The sequence below is a fragment of the Phocaeicola sp. RTP21198st1_B8_RTP21198_201120 genome (assembly GCF_040929485.1).
GTDB lineage: Bacteria > Bacteroidota > Bacteroidia > Bacteroidales > Bacteroidaceae > Phocaeicola > Phocaeicola dorei.
Genome location: NZ_JBCOCI010000181.1, coordinates 440 through 2,866, shown reverse-complemented (window position 1 = coordinate 2,866; position 2,427 = coordinate 440). Strand labels below are relative to the sequence as shown.

General features: G+C 45.7%; 2 protein-coding genes. Both read right to left on the bottom strand.

The features are described 5' to 3' along the window. On the bottom strand, window positions 1-2,212 hold a 2,212-nt coding region (locus AB5935_RS24205; protein WP_368327677.1), incomplete at its 3' end, for a hypothetical protein. Window positions 2,213-2,234: 22 nt separating this feature from the next. Next, window positions 2,235-2,417 carry a hypothetical protein gene (locus AB5935_RS24200; RefSeq protein WP_004318165.1) on the bottom strand — a complete coding sequence of 61 codons (183 nt, stop codon included), beginning with the start codon at window positions 2,415-2,417 and terminating at the stop codon, window positions 2,235-2,237. Window positions 2,418-2,427 lie beyond the last annotated feature (10 nt).

Sequence of the window (2,427 nt, the reverse complement as noted above, 5' to 3'; positions counted from 1 at the left end):
GTATAGTAAACGACTGGTTGTTCTTCGGGTTCACGGTCATATCTGACGTGATGATATCGTAAAACAGACCCGTATTAAGATACCGGTCGCAATCATCCACCAGAATAAAGTCGGTATGCTGGTTCACCTGGTCGAACACGTGCGGGTTATCCATTAGTTTAGGATTACGGCCGGAAAGCTTGACGGTCTTCATAAAGTAGGAAAGGGCCTTGAACATGAATGATTTGCCCGAACGTCCGTTACATTCACCGTCTTCACCGATCTTGTTATCCATGGCCTGTGGTGCCCAGGCACGCGAAGGGGATTTATAACGGTGCAACATATAGCCGATAGTAAATATCTTATTGATAAGGTTCTTTTTCTGTTCGGCCACTTCTTCCGCCGTGAGGCCTTCCCCCTCGATATCGAATTTATGTTTTTCCCGGTAAGATTCCGCTTCTCCTACGCTCTTATCATCGAAATTATATTCCAGCTCCTTACGCCAGTAAACACGGCTCGAATTGATTACATAACCGAAAAAGTTAGACGGAACGGCATTTATCCGGATATCAAACACATCGTTGCCCTCTATGTCTTTTTTACGGGAAATAGTGAACATGTCTTCCATAAGACGAACTTTGTGTTTCAGTACGTTTTCTTCCCAAACGTAGTGGGATAATGTGCTGCCGTTGGCCGGATGTTCCTTTATACCGGTACCGCTTACCTCCATGCTGCAACCGGGAAAGAAGAACATCTGTGTATTATGGGTATAATTGGTAAAGTCCAGTTCTATTTCCTGCAAATTGTCCAGGGCTGTATCTGATAGTTTGGGGCTGTTCAAAATAAGGTTTCTAATATCGCGGGATAAAAAACTATCCTGGGCCCAACCGCGGATAAACTTCCGGATATCCTTTGCCTTTATCAGTTTTACGATATTGCCGGTAATACGGATGTATTTCGTTGAACTGGAATTTTCATCATGAAGCGAATAGAAACCGTTAAGACGTAAAAAGTAGTGAAGGCAGTCCGCGTCTATATTGTGATCCCATTGCCGGGATTTCTCGTTAAACTTGGAATACCAGAATTTGGCGGGCATGGCAAGCGTCATAAGGTTACGGAAATCTTCGTTCTTGCTTCGTAATTCCATAAAGTCCCGGAAGTCCTTACGCGGTTTGCCCCGCTGGTCCCGGTAAGTGGTAAGCCAGGCCGGTAGCCAGATCGTATGGATATCGATAAAGCGTAATGCAAGTTCCGTACCCTTCACCCTGCCCGTCGTGTCGATATCAGGTATGTTATACAGGACTTCAACGTATTTCATGATCTCTTTATAGTCCTGTTCGGAAAGTTTGTACGATTCCGAATTAAACCAGACCGGAGAAAAGCCCAACGATTTAACGCACAGGGCGTCGCGCTCTCCGGAACATATAAACGCCTCCTGCAGCTTCTGCTCCTTATAGGGCTTTTCCGCATTGGCCGGATTCTTTTTAAAGGCGGCTTCTTCCCTGGAATTAAACTCCCGGTATAAGGCTTTCAGTTCGGAAAGACCGTTTATATAGTCCTTCGGCTTGACACCTTCCGGGGTGTAGGAAAAACGCCACTGCTTGTCCGGATTCAGGGGCTCGTATATTTTATAGAACTTCACTTCGGGCGTGTCACCCTCGGCCGGTTTTACCAGACATTCGCGCATAAAGATAGGGTATGTCGCAGTCGCGTATTTATAGGTTACCTCGCGATTTTTTACATACCCTATATATTTGGCCGAATACCAGTGCAGGGCCTCGGCGTTCTCCTGGGTGACACGGGGGCCGAGTATGCGTAACTGATCCGGGGTGAGATGATCGGCAAGCTCGAAAAGTTTAGTACCGTCTTTCTGATCCTGGGAGGCCGGAACCTTACGGATGTCCGGCTTGTTTACGTTACGGTTGAGTTCATCGGTTACGTTGTACATGGATGCAAGTTTAAGGATAGCCTCGTTAAACCGGAGGCCTTCCTCATACATGCAGATATCGACGGGGCTTTGAGCCGTTCCGGTATCGCCGAAATCCGTTACCTTATAAACCTGCTGGGAACCTTCCTTACCGAACAATTTGATACAGGCCGACGCGTCGTCTTCTGACGGCCGGCGTTTAAAATGGCGGTTGGTTCCGACACAATCCCGGGCTTGCGGATAATAATGTAGAATTATATCCAGCCCGTTGTTGGTTACTTTGTAGATGTCTTCTGCCTTTATCATCGTTATAAAGTTACATAGTTACTTATTTTTCGTTGTTTTCCTCCTGCTTTGTTTTCAAGTCTCCCCAAGGTTGATACAGGAAAACGAATAATAACAGCCAAAGAAAAGCGGTTTTACCCGTATAATAAATGACAAAGGCAATCAGTCCCATAAAGGCAACCACGATAATAGCGTGGGCGATGTATTTTAAATTTTTATCTTTCATTGTTCAAACA